Genomic DNA, 17,833 nt, shown 5'->3' with positions numbered 1-17,833 from the left:
GCGCGCCCATCCTCCAGCCAGATCTCGCTGCACACCGCAACTTCTTCGCCAGGCGGGGTATAGGCGACCGCATTCCCTATCAGGTTGGTGAACACCTGCAGGATCTGCTCCCGGCTGACAAGCGCGACGGGCAACGCCGGGTTGAGCTCATGCTTGAGGGCGACACCCCTCGCCTGAGCCCTGGCTTCGTGGGCCGCCATCACTTCGGCGATCAAGGGATCCAGGGCATGCGGTTGGAAATCCAGGGGCAGCACCCCGCGCTCGATGCGCGACAGCGTCAACAGATCTTCGATCAGCCGCCCTAGCCGTTCCGACTCCTTCTTGAGGATCGACACGTACTCCGAGCGCCGCTGGTCCTCCAGGGGCTGGTCGACCAGGTCCAGGTACAGCAGGATGTTGGTGATCGGGGTGCGGAGCTCGTGGGAGACATTGGTGACGAACTCGCTCTTCAGAGAGTCCAGCTCGCGCAGGCGGACGTTGGCCGCCTTGAGCTCGCGTGTGCGCTCAGTGACCCGCGCCTCCAGGCTCTCCACCAAGCCGGCTCTGTGGATAGCGTTGGCCGCCATCTCCGCCACCGCCGTCAGCAAGCGCAGGTCCTCGGGCTGGATCGGGCGCTCCCGCCCAACCATCAAGCATCCCATGGGCCGGGCTTCCACCGTCAGGGGCACGCCGGCCAGCGAGCGGGCCTTGCGCAGCGCGGGCAGATCCTCCTCGAGAACCGGCTGGCCCTCTTCGCGCACGATCGAGGCCCCGCTCTCGATCACTTTGCCGGCGGTCCCCTGTCCGGCGAGCTGGCGCTTGCCGGCCAGCCCGGCCCACCGTCCGCAAGCCGCCTCAAATGCGATCATCTCGTGCCCGGGATCGAGCATAGCCACGCACACGCCGTCGGCCTGCATCATCTGCAGCAACTGATCGATCACGATGGCTTCCATCTCTTGCCGCCCACCGGCCGTACGCAGCGCTGACGCCACCCGGGTGATCGCCTCCAGGTAAGAGGCGCGGCGGCGCGTTTCGTCGAGCAGGCTGGCCTTTTCGACGGCGCTAGCCACCTGGCTGGCAAAGACGCTGTAGGGTGTGAGATCCTCCTCGCCGATACCCTCCCCCCAGAGCGACAGCACGCCCAGGGTCTGATCTCCCACCACCAGCGGGAGGCAGACCACCTTGGTGTCGAAGGATATGCCACACAACTGAAGGACCTTCGCCTGCACCGCCTTCGGCAGCCGCGGCGCCATGCTGCGCATCTGCTCACGGGCGTCCATCATGACCGGGTGCCGATTCAGCACGACCTCCTCGAAGAACGCTGCCCGCCGGCGCTGCAGGAAGAGACTGGAGCTGGAGGTGCCGACGAGTTTCTGCAAGCGCCGCAGGAGCTGCGACTCCAGCGAACTGTAGCGCACGACGATTCCGTCGCTCTCGGAATCCGTGAAGCCCAGCCAGTAGTTCAGCCCTACATTGCGGACCTCGCGGGCCAGCGTTTGCAGCACTTGTTCCGGATCGTACGTGCGCTCGATTTGCGCCGCAACCTGGCTCAAAGCCGCCATCAAGCCCTTCGACCTGGCCAGCTCGGCGCTGCGCTTCTGCTCACCCTCGAGCAGGCGGGCACTGGCCACGGCAATCGCCGCCTGGTCGGCGAACATGTTGACCAGACGCACCTGGTCCTCTGTGAACAGCTCGCGCGAAACATCGTCGGTGACATTGATGACGCCGACCACCCGCCCGGCGTGTTTCATAGGGACCGCCAGAACGCGCCCGACCTGCAGTTCGGCGTAGACGGGCGCCCGACCTTCCCAGGCGCCGTAGTCGGCGACCATCATCGGCTCGCCTGTCTCGACAACTCGCCCGGAAAGGCCTTCCCCGCGGCGGAGCACAGTGCCGAGCAGTCCATCCAGCCCCTGGCTGACGACCAGCTGGAGGGACTGCCCGTCAGGATGCACCAGGTACAGCCCTCCTAGCGGCACGCCTACCAGGCTAGTGGCTCGGGCAACGATCAGCTGCAGCAGATCCGAGACCTCACGTTGCATGCTGATGTCAAGCGAGATCTCGTGGAGCGCAGTCAGCTCGCGGGCGCGCTGGGCCAACGCCACCTCGGCCTGCTTGCGCTCGGCAATATCGGTGAAGACGGCCATGGTCCCGGCAAAGACGCCCCTCTCGTAGCGGGGGCTACCGCTCACCAACACCGGGAAGCGCACCCCTCCTTCGCGGATGACATCGATCTCGTACGAGTCGGATTCCCCCCTGGCCCGGCGGGAGTTGGCCTGCCGAACCTTGTCATGCTGGTCGGCCGGGGTGTAGTTCGACCAGTGTATCCCCACCAACTTCTCCAGCGGATATCCCAGCGTCCTCAAGGCGGCAGGGTTAGCGAAGATGATCTTGCCATCGGCATCGTCGACGACGATGCCCTCGGCCATGCTGAGCAGCAGGCCCTCGTTGAACTCCTGCAGCCGGCGCAACGCGTCGTCGACGAGCTGGCGCATGATGGCCGCTCCCAGGCCGCTCGCCGCTGCTTTCAGGGCATCGATCTCCCCCTCAGACCATAGCCGTTCTTCTGTACACTCATCGAGACCGACGAATCCCCAGCACGCCCCTTCGACGAAGATTGGGGCCAACAGGAGCGAGCGGATCTCCTCCCCGGCCAGCATCTGCTGCTCCGCCGGCGTGAAGTCCTGCATTCGGCCGACCACAACCTGTCTGTCTTCGAGTATGGAAGCCCAGCGGGCGAAGGCTCCTTCGGACCTTGGCAGGTTCTGCAGACCCGGATGGGCAATCTGCGGTTCAATGCCTTCGGCCACCCACTCATAGCGCTGGCTGGCCACCGGGCGGCCGGCTTGATCGGAATGGAAGGCGAACAGATAGGCGCGGCTGACGTCGGCAGCGTGACCGACACGCGCCAGCACATCATCGATGCACGCAGTCCATGGGGTGTTCTGCAGGAATTGTTCTCCGGCGAAGGCCACCGCGTGCAGGATGGCCTCCCGCCGCCGACTGGCCCGCTCAGCCCGTTTGCGCTCGGTGATGTCGATCAGCGCTCCTTCGTGGTACCGGACAAGGCCATCCGGCCCGGTCACCGTCCGGGCGAACTCCTCCACCCACAGAACGCTTCCATCTCTCCGCCGAAGGCAAACCTCCGCTGGACGGACGATCCCGTGGGCGCCCAGCTCCGCCTCTACCCGATCTCGATCCTCCCCCTGGAGATGAAGATCCATGGCATTGGCTTGTAGCAAAGTCTCGCGGTCCGGAAATCCGAGCATATGGACCAGGGCCGGATTGGCGTCCAGGATTCGACCGTCCGGGGTCGAGCGGTACAGGCCGCTCGGCAGTCCCTGCAACAGGCCCCAGTAGTCGCCATCCGCCGGTGGGGTGGGGGTCTGCTTTCGGGCTGCCAGCTCGCGGCTGATCTCGTCCACCAGTGCCGTCAGCCAGGCAGCCGACGGGAGATCGCCCTGGGGGGTGTGCGCCTCCGGCACCCAGTCGATGCGCGCCGGGCTTCGACGATCAGGCTGTTCAGTCAGCGATCGGGACGGCAGGTCCTGCACCCACGGCTGGGTCGTATCGGCCACGACCAGGTCCGGCAAGGGGTCGGCCAGGGCAAGTTCTGCCTGGAGGCGCGAATCGGCCGTGCGCACGCGAGCCTCGGGAAGAGCCGCCGCCAGTTGCTCTCCCAGAGCGCGATCGCCCAGGAATAGGATGCTTGGCAGTACTTTCTCAGGCCGGATGCCCATGTCTGAGCCGTGTGCCGGGGATCCCGGCCCTCCTCCCCCTAATGTTTGTGGGGTTGATCGGTCCGGGTATATGCAACTTCAGTACCAGCCTGGCGGCCCCGATCCGCGCCAAAGACTCGGCTGCCAGGGACGCCCGCGGTGAGAGGACTGCGACTTTGGACTTTGGTGGCTGGTGGCACACAAGTTGCCGCTTTCTGCCAGAACCGAGCTCCGGAAGGCGGTTTTGGCGTCGCCAGACGCATACGCAACTCTTATGTTAGTAAAGCCGGCCTGGCGCTGGCCGGATGCTATAATCCGTTCGAGGTGTCTCTTCCCTTGGGGAAGGCACAAGGAAGGTACCTATGATGCGTTTTGATCGCTTCACCGAGCGGGCCCAGGACGCTGCCCAGCGGGCCGCCGAGATCATCCAGCGCTATGGGCACAACCAGATCGACACCGAGCACATCCTACTGGCCCTGATTGAGCAGCCGCAGGGTGTGATTCCCCAGATCCTGGAGAAGATGAACATCGACCTGGACGGGCTGAGCGACCGGATCGACCAGATGCTGCGGGCAAGCCCGAAGGCCAACATCTACGGCGGCGGCGCCGGCCAGATCTTCATCACGCCCCGCGTCAAGCGGGTGGTGGACATGGCCAACGAAGAGGCCAACCGCCTGAACGATGAGTACATCTCGACCGAACATATCTTTCTGGCGGTGCTCTCCGAGCGCAACACGGCCATCGCCCGCCTGCTGGCCGAGGAGGGCATCACCAAGGAACGGGTGTACGACGCCGTTAAGGAGATCCGCGGTGGCCAAAGGGTCACCGACCGCAAGGCGGAATCCCGCTACCGCACGCTGGAGAAGTACTCGCGCGACCTGAGCACCCTGGCCAAGGAGGGTAAGCTTGACCCGGTGATCGGGCGCGACAAGGAAATCCTGCGGGTGATCCAGATCCTGTCCCGGCGTACCAAGAACAACCCGGTGCTGATCGGCGAGGCTGGCGTCGGTAAGACCGCCATCGTCGAAGGTCTGGCCCAGAAGATCGCCACCAACGATGTCCCGGAGATCCTGGCCGGCAAGCGCGTCGTGGCGCTGGATCTGGGCGCCATGATTGCCGGCTCGCGCTTCCGCGGCGAGTTCGAGGAACGCCTGAAGGCCTCGATCGAGGAGATCCAGCGTTCCGAGGGCGAGATCATCCTGATGATCGACGAACTCCACACCGTCGTCGGCGCCGGAGCCGCCCAGGGGGCGATGGACGCCTCCAACATGCTCAAGCCCGCCCTGGCCCGAGGCGAATTGCAGTGCATTGGCGCCACCACTCTTGATGAGTACCACAAACACATCGAGAAGGACGCGGCCCTTGAGCGGCGCTTCGCCCCGGTCTTCGTCGACGAGCCCACGATCGACCAGACCATCAAGATGTTGCGCGGCTTGCGCGATCGTTACGAAGCCCACCACAAGGTGCATTTCTCCGACAAGGCCCTGATTGCGGCCGCCAAGCTCTCCGAGCGCTATGTGACCGACCGCTCGCTGCCAGACAAGGCCATCGATTTGATCGACGAGGCCGGCGCCAAGGTGCGCATCGCCCTGTACTCGCTGCCGCCGGAGCTCAAGAGCCTGAAGGGCGAGACCGACCGGCTGATGGCGGAGGAAGAGCAGGCCGGCGTCGAGCGCGATTATGAGCGCGCCGCCGAGAAGAAGGCCCACCGCCTGCGGCTGGAGACTGAGTTCCGCGAGAAGCGCGATGCCTGGGAGTCCGAGCACCAGCTCGATGAAGTCGTCGACGAGAACGACATCGCCGAAGTTGTAGCGCAGTGGACGGGCATCCCCGTCAGCCACATGATGGAGACCGAGGCTCAGAAGCTGCTGCAGATGGAGGCGCGCCTGCACGAACGGATCGTTGGGCAGGATGAAGCGATCCATGCCTTGGCCGACGCCATCCGCCGCGCCCGGGCCGGGCTGAAGGATCCCAAACGGCCGATCGGTTCGTTCATCTTCCTGGGGTCGTCCGGCGTGGGCAAGACCGAAATGGCCAAGGCGTTGGCCGAGTTCATGTTCGACGACGAGGAAGCGCTGGTGCGCATCGACATGAGCGAGTACCGCGAGCAGCATACCGTCTCACGCCTGTTCGGCGCCCCGCCCGGCTACGTGGGCTACGAGGAGGGCGGCCAGCTCACCGAGGCCGTCCGCCGCCGTCCATACCGCGTGGTGCTCTTCGACGAGATTGAGAAGGCCCATCCCGAGGTCTGGAACGCCCTGCTGCAGATCCTGGACGACGGCCGGCTGACCGACGGCCAGGGACGAGTGGTCGACTTCCGCAACACGGTCTTGATCATGACCTCCAACCTGGGCACCGAGTTCGTCACCCGCTCTGGCAGCCTGGGCTTCCTGCGCCGCGGCGAGGACGGGCCGAGCGAGGAAGCCGAAGAAAAGATCGAGCGCGCCCTCAAGGAAACGTTCCGGCCCGAGTTCCTGAACCGCATCGACGAGATCATCATCTTCTCGCCGCTGAAGCCGGATCAGGTCGAACGGATTGTCGATCTGCAGATGAACGAAGTGCGCGAGCGCCTGGCCGAACACCGCCTGGACGTCGAGCTGACCGAGCGCGCCCGCCAATGGTTGGCCCGCGAGGGCTACGATCCGGCTTTCGGGGCTCGGCCGCTGCGCCGGGCGCTGCAGAAGTACGTCGAGAGCCCGCTCTCGACCAAGATCCTGGAAGGCGAGTTCGACGAAGGCGACACGGTGGTCGTCGACTACGACGAGTCCACCAAAGAGGTCACCTTCCGCCGGCGGGACAAGGACGCCCCGGTGCGGATCGAGCAGCACGCTTCGGTCTAGGACCCAGAGCCGGCGTCCGCTTCAAGACCGCTCGCAATCCGAGCGAGATATCCCCAGCGGGGTTTGGGGTGCGCCCAAACCCCGTTGCGCGTCCTCCCCGGGCGGAAGTGTCCCCTCACTTAGATGGCTGGCTGGTTCGTCACCGGCCGGCGGGTCACGGTGTCTCAGGGCCGGCTTTCGATCGAACTGGGAATAGAAAGAACAAGGCTGCCCCGGCCAACGCCAGCGAAGCGGCCTCATCGACCCGTCCGAGATACACGTCCGAGCGCCATCGGCGGGGCTGATACAGACGGCGGGCATGGTCGACCCGCCCAATGTAGTGATCCCGAGCCGCGGGGCGATGTTCGAAGACCTTGCCGTCCTCCAGGTGCGCCCGGGCGACGTACTCATCCGGTCCAAGCTCGGCGACGTAGATCCGCCCGCTGGCCTGATCGACGCGTCCGAGGTAATCGTCCCGCCCTGGGGTCGAGCGGTAGATCTTGCCATCCGGATCGACCCTTCCGATGATCTGATCCGGTCCGCCAGATACGTGGCGATGCACTTTGAAGCTCATTTGACCTCCTTCCTTAGTCCACTTGGCGTGCGCTGGCTCCGCAAGTCAAGCAAGCGCCCCCGCCCTTCTTTGAGCAGATCGCGGTCCCGTCGACAGGTGCTCCTCAGGCGGCGGCTCAGCCCGTGCGGTCTGCTGCTTCTTGTGGCGGCGGGTGACCGCTCGCACGGCCGGGAAGAGCACCGTGCCGACAACCAGGAAGTTGACGATCGCCTGCAGGAAGGTAGCCTAGGCGACGATGGCGCTGCCGGCCGTCGGACTCAACTGTGTGAAGTCGATCCCACCCGCCATCAGGCCGACGAGCGGCATGACAATGTCGTTGACAGCGAGTTGAAGATGGCAGTGAAGGCGGCGCCCATGACCACGGCTACGGCCAGATCGACCGCATTGCCGCGCAAGAGGAACTGCCGGAATTCACTCAGCATGCTTCACCTCCGAATCGATTCTACCGTTCAATGCTTCGCCACGCAGCGCCGCCGACCGCCCCGAAGGACCCCCGCCCGCCTTCCGTTCGCCCTCCTTTCCCCGCCCGGCCAAGCGAGGGGCCGCCTCACGCCGCCGGGAGCTTCTCGCGTCTCCGTGCAATGCTGCAACTGACCGGCGAAGGCTACCGGGAACGCTTGAACCGCCGTCGAGGCAGAGTGCCTGATCCCGCCTTCTCTCCTTCCGCCCCGGCTCGCCCGATTGGGCCCAGCCGTCGGCGTGCCTTGCCTCGGCCTTCGAAATCTACACCCGGGGCGGCGCAGAGGTTTCAGTCTCACGGCGCCTGCAGCGCCCTGCGCTTGCCGGTGATCTCCGCACGGATGCCCATTCCCTTGCCTCGCAGACAGCGCCCCAGCCCATTCGTGCATCTTGGCACAAGCTGTTCAGTCTGGGCCAGCTAGCACACTCCGCTCGGACAGATCGGCCGAAGGCTCCCGGTCGACCGAAAAGCAGTACCCTAGCCAGAAGTCCAGTACTCCTACCTAATTGACAACCTTTGTTTTCTTTGTACACTCCATACATCACATACGCCGGCCTGCCAGCGTACCTGGGGGACGCACCCCTGGCGGTCGGCTGCCGCTTCCTTCGCCAAAGGAACTGCATGTATCCATCAACGGATAGCCACCTCCCGGTGGCGCCAGATCGCCGGAGTCCGCCGGGCCTCCGGGAATGTAGCCGCGGGCGCATCGTCCCTTTCCGTAACTTCTGCTTGAGCAGGAGACGGCATCCACTCCGTTGCCAATCCACCATTCGCCACTTCGTCCCGCCCGACGTCCATGGAGGTTCGCCTTGAAGCTCACTCTAGTGACGCGGGGTGCTTGGCACTCCACCTCCCTCATTCCTCTGGCCTTCGTCCTGTATGCCTGTTCGGCATCGCAGGCGCCTTCCGCCGGTGATCCCGCGCTCCTGCCGACGATCGTCGAGCCGACCGTGAGGTCCGTCCAGGCTGGACCTGCAAATCTCCCGGTCGCGCCCACGCAGGCGGCACCTACCCAGCCGGCGACCGCGCCGACCGCGATCCCGCAGCTTGCCTCCTCCGGCTTTCGTGACGACTTCAACGGGGCCCTGGATCCCGGCTGGACCTGGTACCAGAACGACGCCCCCGGCTGGACTCTGTCCAACATGCCCGGCTGGCTGCGCCTGAATCTCTCGAAGGGGAGTTTCTTCAGCGCAACCCCGCCGGCGAACGTACTCGTGCGGCCGGCGCCGCCGGGCGACTTCGATTTACAGACCTGGCTGCGCTTCAGCCCGTTCGGCAACTTCGAGATCGCCGGTCTGGTCGTCATCTTCGACGACCACAGCGTACTGCAACTCGGGCGCGGCTTCTGTCGGGTCCCCTCAGGGTCGGACGGATGCCTCGGCGACGGGCTGTACTTCGACAACATCCAGAACAGCACTCCTGTCGGCGGCAACTTCGCCACGCCGAGCTCGCTGGGCGTCGACTACCTGTTCCGCCTGGAGCGGCAGAGCGACAGCTATGCCGCCACCTACTCGACCGACGGATCAACCTGGGTCCCGCTCGGCACCCACAGCGTCGACCGGAACCCGGTCTCGGTGGGGTTGATCGCCGCTCAGGCCAAGACGGCGGGCAACTTTGCCGACTTCGACTGGTTCGAGATACAGAGCTCGGGCGGGTGACACCTCAGGCGTCTCCCTGTGGAGTTCAAAGGGGTGGCCGGCGACACGCGCCGGACTTGCGGGCCGCAAGCCCGGCCAGTTCCTTCCCGCGCCCGCTGGGGCCGCTGACGGTGATCGTTGTCTCTCCGACCCATGACCCCAAGCCGGCACGCGGTGCGGATCAGCCGAATTGGCGGCAGAACGGGATCGGTCTTCGCTCGGCGCGAGCCGCCTGCGAAACCGTCCGGATGGCCGCCCCGCTCGCGGGGCGAGAATCGGAGGTCAACCAATGAGGCAGGCCGGCTCCCTCGAATTGCAGACCACTGCTCGAGTGGCTTCGATCGCCACCCTGCTGGTCCTGGTCCTGGCCGGGTGCAGCTCGCGCGCAGCGAGCCGGGATGAAGTCCCAACGGTCGTTGAACCCACCGTCCGCACCGCGGCCAATGCCACCCCGGCAGCCGCCCTCCTCTCGGAGAACCTCGCCCGCGGCAAGACCGCAAGGGCCTCGGCCTCGTTGGCCGACCAGCCTCCGAGCGCCGCTATCGACGGCGACCCGGAGACGACCTGGGGGGCCGGCTCGCACCCGGCGCAGTGGATCGAGATTGATCTGGGCGCCTCCTTCGATCTTGACCGTCTTGTCCTCCTGCCCGCGCAAGACCCGGCGGGGGAGACGGTCCATCAAATTTGGGCCCGCGGCGACGCCGGCGACTACCGCCTCCTCCACGAGTTCCGCGGCTCCACGGCCGATGGCATGGCGCTCGAGGTCTCCCCAACCGCGGTCTGGGCGGCCGTGCGCTACCTCAAGGTCGAGACGACCGAGGGCCCCTCGTGGGTGGCGTGGCGCGAGGTGGAAGCCTATGGTTCACCGGCGGCTGCCGGACCCGTCGCCGCCGGCGGCCCCCCCGACGTCATCTTCCACAACGGCAATCTCCTGACGATGGAGGAGGATCGCCCGGCAGCCCAGGCGATTGCCGTGGCCGGCGACTCGATCGTGTCCGTCGGCAGCGACAGCGAGATTCTGGCGCTGGCCGGCCCGGCGACCACCACCGTCGATCTTCAGGGCCGGACGCTAACGCCCGGCTTCATCGACAGCCACTCGCATCGAATATCCCAGCGCTACAAGTGGGGGTTCGACCCTCCCGACGAGGCCTTTCAGGAAATCCTGCGCCAGGGTTGGACCGGCGTCACCGAGCTTGCGGTGGACGAGGCCGAGTGGAATGAGTTGCGCGACCTGGCTGCAGCCGGCCGACTGCCGGTCCGGGTGGATGCTTACTTGTTGTTCAACACCTTCGAAGGCAACGCCTTGCCCGATTGGTACAACGCCTACCAGCCCGGGCAACGCTTCGGCTCCTTCCTGCGCGCCGCCGGCCTGAAGTTCTTCATCGACTTCGACTCTGGCCGGGTGCTCTTCTTTGATCCACCTGGGCTGGCCGAGGAGATCCGCGCCCGGCGCGCCGAAGGCTGGCAGCTGGCCCTCAAGACCATCGGCGCCTGGTCCCACCAGCTCGCCTTGGACGCGATCGAGTTGGCCGAGGGCGGCGAGCAGGCCCGGGATGCCCGCTATCGATTCGAGCACGCCCTGGCTCAGACCTCCGCTCAGCAGGAGCGAATGGCCCGCCTGGGCGTGATCGCCTCGATCCAACCCGGAGTTATCGGCGTCGTCTCCAGCTGGCCCGATGTCCAGACCGTGATCGTCGAACAAGGGGCCGAGAACGTCAGCAACTGGCGCGGCCTGGTCGATGCCGGCGTCCTGATGGCCGGTAGCCCCCTCAACCCCGACGGGGTCAGCGACGAATACACCACCGCCTCCCACATGTCCCCGATGGGCGTCATGTACCGCGGCGCAACCCAGATCGGCCTCGCCGGCCGGCCCCCGGAGCCGTGGATGGTCGAGCACGCGCTGAGCGTCGAAGAGATTCTTCCCCTCCTGACAATCGACGCCGCGTATTCCATCTTCCAGGAAGACACCCGCGGCAGCCTGACGCCGGGAAAACTCGCCGACCTGGTGATTCTCTCGGCAGATCCTCGGGCGGTGCCTATTGAGGACCTGCTCGAGATTGAGTCACTCATGACCATGGTCGGTGGAGAAGTGGCCTGGTGTGCGCCGGGCGCGCAGGCACTTTGCTCCGGCGCGACTGGTCCCGCCTCCACGCCGCCTCCGGCCGGTACGTCTGCCGCGGGCTGGCCGGTGCTTCAAGTGGGCAGCCAGGGGCCGGAAGTGGCGGCGCTCCAGTACCTGCTCCGCCACCACGGTCAAAGCCTCCCGGCCGACGGGCTCTTCGGGCCGGTCACCGAGCAGGCGGTGAGGACCTTCCAGTCGCAGCGAGGCCTGGGGGTTGACGGCCTGGTCGGAGGGCAGACTTGGCCGGCGCTGGTCCAGGGTGTCGTCGTGCAGTTCGGAAGCAGCGGCGATGCCGTGCGCGCAGCACAGCACCTTCTCCTCGAGAAGGCCGGCTACGGAGAGATCGTCGTCGATGGGCTCTTTGGCCGTGGGACGGAAGCCGCCGTGAAGGCGTTTCAGGCAGATCACGGATTGACGGCCGATGGGATGGTGGGGGCCTCCCAAACGTGGCCGGCGCTTATCTCGATGCAGCCCTGACCGCGCCGCCGATCGGCCGGCGCGCCCGGCCATCATGGCCGGACCGGAGGAAACGATGAGATCGAAGCAGATCGCGTTGGGCCCTTCCATTGCATCCCAGAGATGGATCGTCGGCGTGGTCGTCGGCCTGCTGCTCGCCGGTTGCACTGGCCCATCCGGCTCCGCCGGCCCGCAGGCCTGGATCGATGCCCCGCAACACGACTCCTCGCACCCGGTAGCTCCGATGGAGATTGTGCTGCATGCGGCGGACCCCGGCGGCGTGGCCGAAGTTGAAGTCAGTGTTGACGGCGAGGTGCTGGCACGTCGGCCACCCGACGACCCCACGGCCCCGCTGGTCGTGTTGAAGGTGAATTGGGACCCGTTGTACGCCGGAGACTTTGTCCTCACCGCCCGCGTCCAGAACCACAACGGCGACTGGGGAGCCACCACCTCATCCGCCGTCACACTGGTCGGACTTCCGCCTGCCGAAGCCCTCGGGTCACCGGCGGTCGTCGTCCCCAGCCGCACCCCCAGGTCTCTCTTGCCCACCCGGGCCCCGACCCCGCGCCGCGCAGCCACCACCGCCCCCCTGCCGACCTGGACTCCCACACCCGGCTGCATCGACAAGGCCAAGTTTGTTGCCGACGTCAACTTCCCGGATAACACCCAGGTGACCCCTGGCCAGCCCTTCACTAAGATCTGGCGCCTGCGCAATGACGGCACGTGCACCTGGAATGAGTCGTACAAGGTCGTCTTCATCGGTGGCGATTCGATGGCCAACACCATACCCCTTGCGATCCCCGCCGCCGTTCCGCCGGGCGGCACAGTAGATCTTGCCGTGGACATGGTGGCCCCCAGTGCTAGCGGCACCTACCGCGGTGACTTCCAGATCCGTGATCCCCAGGGTGTGCACTTCGGCGTTGGCGCCAGCGGACAGACGCCGTTCTACGTTCAGATTGTCGTCGGGCAGTCAGCTCCTCCGCGGCCGACTTCGCCCCCCGCACCCGACACCCAGCCGCCGTCGGTCAGCGTGTCGCTCAGCCCAGCCGGCGGATCGATCCCCACCGGCTCCACTATCACCTTCAACGCCAACGCCAGCGACAACGTCGGCGTGACCCGCATCGACATCTGGGTCACCGCCCCCGGCCAGTTCCCGGTCTTGGTCAAGACCTGCAACAGCTCAACCGGCTGCAGCTTCACCGGTGGCCCGTACACCACCCAAGGCAACTTGAGCTACTTCGCCGTGGCCGCCGATGCCGCCGGCAACGAAACCAACAGCGGTGCAGGCTCGATCTTGATCTACGTGGTCATTTCCTGACCAGCCGGCTGCAGGCTGGATCGGGAGGACGGAGAGTCATGAATAGAGTCGTCCTATCCGGCATCGTCCGCGGATTCCTGGCCCTCAGCGCCATGACTCTCGCTGGGTGCAACTTGCCTTCCCCGGCCCCAAAGGTCGGCGACGAGACGATCTGGCAGACAACAGAAGCGTACGCCGAGATCGCATCGGCCGTCATCCCCGAGGGTGTGAACCCCGCCTGCCCGCAAGGAAAGGTCTTCATCGCCGCCGCTGACAACAACTTCCCCGGCATCCTCTCCGCGGACCTTACCCAGAGCGGTCAGACCCTGAACGTTACCGCCCTTTCCGCCTCCGCCTTCTCGATCAGCCCGGACGACACGTTCGGATCGGCTGACATCTTGATCACGACTCTGCCCAAGGGCGGTCTGCTAGTCGTTCTCCAAGGCGGAAGCGTTGCCCCGCTCACCCCGAAACCTGCCTGGTGGGATGTCTACAGCAAGGATCCCAACACGGATCCGTCCTGGACCGATGGTATTCGCGGTGCGCTTCACCTGTGGCGGTCATTCGACTGCGGCACATCCTGGGAGCGGCTCCCGGACATCGATTCGGCCTCTTCGTCGATCTTCTCGGGCCAGTGCGGCGTTCCCCAGGCTGACAAGAACAAGGCGCCACGGCGAGGAGGCTTCGACCGCGAGGAAATCTACGTCGATCCTTGGACCGGGCGCATCTTCCTCACCACCGGTTGCATGGGAGGCGGATATGGGAGCTACGCCGCGTTCCACGCCGGGGTGATCTTCTCCTCGACGGACAACGGCAGCACTTGGACCGCCGCCGCCGACACCCTTACCCGAGCCACGCCGATCGTGATGACCTCGACTCCCAACGGCCGGCTCTACCTGGCCCAGTGTGTCTACGATGACGCCATCCAGGGGTATCCCACAACCTTGTACTGGATGGATCCTCCCTGGACAGCTGTTGAGGGCGGAGTGCAGATCTTCTTTGGCGATAAGACCGACCCGGGCAGCCGGTGCCAGCAGCTGCCGGATGCGAGCAAGGCCGGCTCTGCCGCGTATACCCTCAGCGCCAAAGTTATCCAAGCCAGAGTTCTCCCTCCATCGTTGTCGCGCGTCCACAGCGATGCCCTGGGCGACACGCTGCGGATCGCGTTCCCAGCCGTCTTGAACTGGCGCCAGGTGGCGCGCATTGTCAACGTCCACATCGGCCCCGACGACTCTGTGGTCGCCCTTCCGGTCCGGTCGATCCAGGCCGAGGATTCCGCCGGTGATGTGATCCTGGCCAACTTCGTCGAGACGGACCGATTCCAGCTCAAACAGGAAACGAACCCTTCGATGCTCTACTGGCTGGAGAGCAACGGCGCTGGCCAGCTGTTCGCCCGCTTTGCCCTGGTGGACGACGCCGTCAAGTGGTCACCCGCTGGCGATCTGTCCAGGCTCGGCGGAGTGCGCGACGCCTGGACGCCGACGGGCGATTTTGTCGGTGACTACATGAAGGGCGCCTTCTTCTTCCAAGACACACAGGTGAACTTTCTCGGTGCCTGGTCGGTCCAGTCCAAGCAGCAAGTCCGCTACAACATCGTCTCGCGGCCTCTGCCCGGGTTTGCCAAGCTTCCAGACTTCACGGGTGCCGTCCAGATGCAGCCCATTCCACTCGACCAGCTGCGCGCCCAACCACCTGGGATCCTGCAAGACGCTCCTCTCGGGGCGATCGTCGAGTTGGCCCAAACCTCCCCTGTCGGATCAGCTGAGCAGCCAGGGGACACACCAACTCTCCCTCCGACTCTAACCTCGGTCCCAGCCGTGCTCCCCACCGACACACCTGCGGCCGCCTGCCTCGACAAGGCCAAGTTCATTGCCGACGTCAGTTTCCCAGACAACACCCAGGCGTCCCCTGGCCAGGGCTTTACCAAGGTCTGGCGCCTGCGCAATGACGGCACGTGCACCTGGAACGAGGAGTACAAGGTTGTCTTCATCGGCGGCGATTCGATGTCCAACAACACGCCCCTTGCGATCCCGGCCATCGTTCCGCCGGGCGCCATGGTCGATCTCGCCGTGGACATGGTCGCCCCAGCTGGCAATGGCACCTACCGGGGCGACTATCAGATCCGCGATCCCCAGGGTGTGCACTTCGGCGTTGGCGCCAGCGGGCAGACGCCGTTCTATATTCAGATTGTCGTTGAGCAGGCAGCGCCGCCGCGGCCCACTTCGCCCCCCGCTTCCGACACGCAGCCGCCGTCGGTCAATGTGTCGCACAGCCCAGACGGCGGGTCACTCCCCACGGGCTCGACGATCCGGTTCACCGCCAGCGCTGGTGACAACGTCGGCGTGACGCGCATCGATCTCTATGTGACGGCCCCCGGGCAGTTTCCGGGGAAGGTGAAGACCTGTGACAACACGACTACGTGTAGCTACACCGGCGGTCCCTACAGCACCCAGGGTAACTTGACCTACTACGCCGTCGCCGTCGATGCCGCCGGCAACGAGGCCAACAGCGCACCTGGCTTGATCGTGCTGTATGTGGTGATCGCACGCCTTGCGCGGCCGCTGCTGTGAGGATGGCATTCATGAGACATGCACTCTGGACAACCCCGACGATACGAGTGATGCGAGGGGCTTCCGCTTGGATCCCTCGGAGGGTGGGCATACGCCCGGCGCTCACTGCCGGCCTGGCGGTGACCTTGGCGGCAGTCGCCTGCAACCTTCCATTCCTGGGCACGCTGGCCGGGGACAGCTTGCTGCCGCCCGCCGCCAATCCAATCCTCGTTACGCTCACACGCCCCGAGAACGGCGGCGGGTATCCTGTGGGCGGAGCCGTACCTGTCTCGGGCGAGGCGCTGGGCGCGGATGCTATCGTCTCCCTCGAGCTTTGGGCGGATGGGGCGCTGGCGGCTGTCGCTGATCATCGGGGCGAGGGGCGCCCGTTCGTGCGCGATACCTGGGATTGGACGGTGCCTGCCGAGGGCGAACACATGCTGTTGGTACGCGCCGTCGACCAGAAAGGCCGCACGGCAGACTCCGAGGTCCTGCGCCTGCAGGGTGTGACCGACCCCGGGTACCGTATGCTTTACACCGCTCGGGGTGGGGAGCGGCTCGACGTGCTGGCGCGAGATCTTGGCGTCAGCACCGCGTCACTCATCGGCGCCAGCCCCAGGCCTTCAGGCCAGGCCCTCCAAGCGGGCGATCAACTGTTCGTCCCTTATCCGGGAAGCGACTCGCCCCCACCTGCGTCCATTGAGCTCCCGCCGATCCCGCAGGAGGTCGTGGCCGCCGCTCCGCCCCCGAGCTCCCTGGGTTCTGCGACGACGCCACCTTCCGCGCCGTCGCTCACTCTGTCGCCGAACGGCTGCACCACTCGCCTGTACATCGGCGATCAGTCGGCCGATGAAGCCGGTTTCTATGTGTATCGAGTCGGCTCTGGCGGAGGATCGTTCACCCGAATCGACACGTTGGGTGAACATACGGGGAGCGGAGCCATCGCCTTCGATGCACCCAAGGCCGACGGCAAGCAACAGTTCTACGCTTCCGCCTTCAACGCGGCCGGAGAGGCCGCCAGCAATGTGGTGGCCTTCGAGGCGCCGTCCTCGTGCGCCGAGAACTCCAGTGGATTGCACGTTGAGGGCGACACGCTGGTCCTGCCGGAGCCGATCGACCTGGCCTACCTGTACTACTCGTTCGAGCTAGGGAAGTGGGACCGACTCCCCGCCGACCCGCACGCCTTCTTCGAGCCATCGGCCGATTCGATCGCTCTGGGCGCCTTGCTAAAGGGCCACCAGGTGGTGATGGAGGCGTGGGGCTGGAAAGACGGCGAGCTGGTCTACCTTGGCAGCCTGAAGCACACCGGCTCAGCGGACCTTCCAGCATCCCTGCCTTCCGGAGCTGGAGCGGGCGAACTGCTCGGCTGCCCAGCTGCCAGCTGCAAGGGCGATATCGGCGGCACTCTGTGGACTGACACGCTGACCGTCGGCCAGCTGGGCCAACGCACCTTCCGCTGGACGGCGCCGCAGCAAGCCACCGACGGCGGGTTGTGGCAGGTGTCCGCCTCTCCCTTTGGCGACTCCTGTACTCTGGTGCCGCCGGGCCTGCTGCTCTCGGACCTGATTGCCACCAGCGGCGGCCTGACCACGTTCCCGATCGATCTGACGCCGCTTGCGCCCAAGCCGATCAGTCTCTCAGAACAACCTCAAGCGGGTTTCGTTGGGGGCGGGCCAGTGGTTGCGGGTCTGCCCGGCCTGACCGAGGAGTCGGTCGTAGACATGGAGGCAAACCCTGCCGCGGCCCAATCTGGCAGCGTCTTCGCGCCACAGACCGTGCCGCTGCTGTCGGGCGCCGACCCGATCCTCCCGCACGAGCTTCTGCTCCCCCGCTACTATGTGCGCGTGCTACCAGTTCAAGAAGGCAAGCCGCGCTGCCAGCCATCGTCCATGGTCACGGTGCTCTATAACCCGGCACCCCAGGAGCAAATCAAGTTCCCCGCACCTGACTACTCACGCTATGTGTCTCAGTATCAGGTGAAGGTCACCGACTACGACCCGCCGGTGTTTCCCGATCCGAACCTGTGGGGGTGTATCGAGGTCCTCGACGTCGAGGCCATTCCGGGCAACATGGCCAACAACCTCTGGGCGATCAACATCGGAAAGACTGTCTGTCCCAAGACCTTCTCGGGAAGCGGTCAGCAGGGTTTCTCGGGATTCCTAGATGCGATGGGCGAAGCCTGGGACTTCGTCATCGACCTCTACAACGAACTGGAGGGGCT

Annotated in this window: 9 protein-coding genes; 6 read left to right on the top strand and 3 right to left on the bottom strand. The window is 65.7% G+C overall.

Features of this window, described 5'->3' with window-relative positions:
• Positions 1 to 3,719: GAF domain-containing protein (locus MUO23_04375; GenBank protein MCJ7512186.1), on the bottom strand; the 3,719-nt coding region annotated here is incomplete at its 3' end.
• 341 nt (positions 3,720 to 4,060) lie between these two features.
• Here MUO23_04375 and MUO23_04370 point away from each other — a divergent pair.
• Entirely contained in the window at positions 4,061 to 6,538 is a 2,478-nt protein-coding gene (locus MUO23_04370) for an AAA family ATPase (GenBank protein MCJ7512185.1), read from the top strand.
• A gap of 154 nt (positions 6,539 to 6,692) precedes the next feature.
• On the opposite strand, the gene MUO23_04365 is transcribed toward MUO23_04370, so the two are convergent.
• Complete coding sequence (locus MUO23_04365) at positions 6,693 to 7,091, bottom strand: hypothetical protein (GenBank protein MCJ7512184.1); 399 nt, start codon at positions 7,089 to 7,091, stop codon at positions 6,693 to 6,695.
• Between the two features lie 287 nt (positions 7,092 to 7,378).
• Positions 7,379 to 7,513, bottom strand: a complete 135-nt coding sequence (locus MUO23_04360) for an MscL family protein (protein MCJ7512183.1) — start codon at positions 7,511 to 7,513, stop codon at positions 7,379 to 7,381.
• Positions 7,514 to 8,360: 847 nt separating this feature from the next.
• Here MUO23_04360 and MUO23_04355 point away from each other — a divergent pair.
• The 5 genes from MUO23_04355 to MUO23_04335 form a co-directional block, all read left to right on the top strand.
• Positions 8,361 to 9,209: a hypothetical protein gene (locus tag MUO23_04355; protein MCJ7512182.1), complete on the top strand. Its 849-nt coding sequence runs from the start codon at positions 8,361 to 8,363 to the stop codon at positions 9,207 to 9,209.
• A 268-nt stretch (positions 9,210 to 9,477) separates the two neighbouring features.
• Complete coding sequence (locus MUO23_04350) at positions 9,478 to 11,787, top strand: amidohydrolase family protein (GenBank protein MCJ7512181.1); 2,310 nt, start codon at positions 9,478 to 9,480, stop codon at positions 11,785 to 11,787.
• A 55-nt stretch (positions 11,788 to 11,842) separates the two neighbouring features.
• Positions 11,843 to 13,084: an NBR1-Ig-like domain-containing protein gene (locus MUO23_04345; protein MCJ7512180.1), complete on the top strand. Its 1,242-nt coding sequence runs from the start codon at positions 11,843 to 11,845 to the stop codon at positions 13,082 to 13,084.
• A gap of 38 nt (positions 13,085 to 13,122) precedes the next feature.
• Positions 13,123 to 15,633 (top strand): NBR1-Ig-like domain-containing protein, encoded by a 2,511-nt coding sequence (locus tag MUO23_04340; protein MCJ7512179.1) that lies wholly within the window; start codon positions 13,123 to 13,125, stop codon positions 15,631 to 15,633.
• A gap of 11 nt (positions 15,634 to 15,644) precedes the next feature.
• Positions 15,645 to 17,833 (top strand): hypothetical protein (locus tag MUO23_04335; protein ID MCJ7512178.1); only part of this gene is annotated, 2,189 nt, incomplete at its 3' end.

This window comes from Anaerolineales bacterium, from assembly GCA_022866145.1.
Lineage (GTDB): Bacteria > Chloroflexota > Anaerolineae > Anaerolineales > E44-bin32 > PFL42.
This window is presented reverse-complemented; position numbering and strand designations above follow the sequence as displayed.

What these genes read in the sequence shown, in the direction of transcription:
- MUO23_04370 (MCJ7512185.1), top strand. Translation starts at nt 4,061, where the DNA reads ATGATGCGTTTTGATCGCTTCACCGAGCGGGCCCAGGACGCTGCCCAG.
- MUO23_04365 (MCJ7512184.1), bottom strand. Translation starts at nt 7,091, where the DNA reads ATGAGCTTCAAAGTGCATCGCCACGTATCTGGCGGACCGGATCAGATC.
- MUO23_04360 (MCJ7512183.1), bottom strand. Translation starts at nt 7,513, where the DNA reads ATGCTGAGTGAATTCCGGCAGTTCCTCTTGCGCGGCAATGCGGTCGAT.
- MUO23_04350 (MCJ7512181.1), top strand. Translation starts at nt 9,478, where the DNA reads ATGAGGCAGGCCGGCTCCCTCGAATTGCAGACCACTGCTCGAGTGGCT.
- MUO23_04345 (MCJ7512180.1), top strand. Translation starts at nt 11,843, where the DNA reads ATGAGATCGAAGCAGATCGCGTTGGGCCCTTCCATTGCATCCCAGAGA.
- MUO23_04340 (MCJ7512179.1), top strand. Translation starts at nt 13,123, where the DNA reads ATGAATAGAGTCGTCCTATCCGGCATCGTCCGCGGATTCCTGGCCCTC.